The following is a 1,099-nucleotide window of genomic DNA, read 5'->3' as shown; positions in this document are numbered from 1 at the left end:
AGCGTATCAAACCGGAAATGAAAGATCTGACGGTGCCCGGTGCGCCCAGATTTCGCTGCCTGCAAACGGTAATGAATGAAAAAGTGGTTCACCAGGTGTGTTCAACCTTGTTTAAGGGCCGCGTGCTGGAGATCCAACCGGTCACCATGGTAAACGACAAAGCTTACGCGCCAGCGATGCAACGCGGTGAGGAGTTGGTGGTTACTCTCGGTAAAATCATGAGCGATGCAGTGAAGTAAAGCCCAGGAACAGGCTGGCGAGCCAGCCTGTTTCGCATCATTCAGGGTTTTCTGTCCAATCAAACTCCAGCTGTCTGGCGGTGCTTTCTGCCAGCGCGCGCCCGGCAAAACGCTCGACCAGATGCAGGCTCATATCAATACCAGCGGAAATCCCCGCCGATGAGACCAACGCCCCTTGATCAACCCAGCGCACATCGCTTTTCACGTCTAGCGTCGGGAACAGTGCTTTCAAGTCGGCAATGTCTTCCCAATGGGTGGTGACCGAACTGCTGTCGAATTTTCCGGTTTTAGCGAGCAAAAAAACGCCAGTGCAAACAGATGCAGTAATGGTTGTTTGCGGGATTTGGCGAGCAAGCCAGTCGATAACCGATGATTTTTCCATTTCGGCGGTAACCACCCCGCCAGGCACGATCAGACAATCCAGCGCCGGGTGATCGTCGAGAGCATAATCTGGATCGATCTTTAATCCTGCACGAGCCCGCACGGACGCACGCTTCTCACCGAGTGTGAACACGTTAAAACGCGGTTCGGGTCCGCCTGCGACACGCGTTGCGCAGGTAAAGACTTCATAAGGCCCAGCAAAATCCAATACCTCAACGTTATCAAAAACATAAATACCAATTTGCAGTGTCATTGCCGGGTCTCCACGGGAAGGCTTATCCTGTCGATGGTATAACCTTGCGCATAAAAAAGAAACGTCAGTCCAGCGAGAACATAGTGCTTATCAACCGGGGTATGGTAGTTGCTTATTCCGAAAAATAAGAAATCCTACATATTTTCGCTCTGCCATTATCACTCTGTTGTAGTATGTGCTGGTATGTATTTCTTGTTTACTTGGTATCAAATTTCGGCTCGTTTTA

The 1,099-nt window shown here is 50.5% G+C and carries 1 protein-coding gene and 1 pseudogene; one reads left to right on the top strand and one right to left on the bottom strand.

Annotation, left to right across the window (positions count from 1 at the left end):
- Positions 1–239 (top strand): annotated as a pseudogene (locus J5224_RS29395) (hypothetical protein); the annotation flags it as partial.
- A gap of 37 nt (positions 240–276) precedes the next feature.
- Here the strand turns inward: J5224_RS29395 and J5224_RS29390 are convergent.
- Positions 277–873 (bottom strand): DJ-1/PfpI family protein, encoded by a 597-nt coding sequence (locus J5224_RS29390; RefSeq protein WP_264628602.1) that lies wholly within the window; start codon positions 871–873, stop codon positions 277–279.
- Between the last annotated feature and the right edge of the window lie 226 nt (positions 874–1,099).

It is taken from the genome of Candidatus Symbiopectobacterium sp. NZEC135 (genome assembly GCF_025962695.1).
Note: the sequence above shows the minus strand (reverse complement) of the source record. Positions and strands in the feature narration are given on the sequence as shown.

Coding starts and splice junctions, on each gene's coding strand:
- J5224_RS29390 (WP_264628602.1), bottom strand. CDS start 873: ATGACACTGCAAATTGGTATTTATGTTTTTGATAACGTTGAGGTATTG.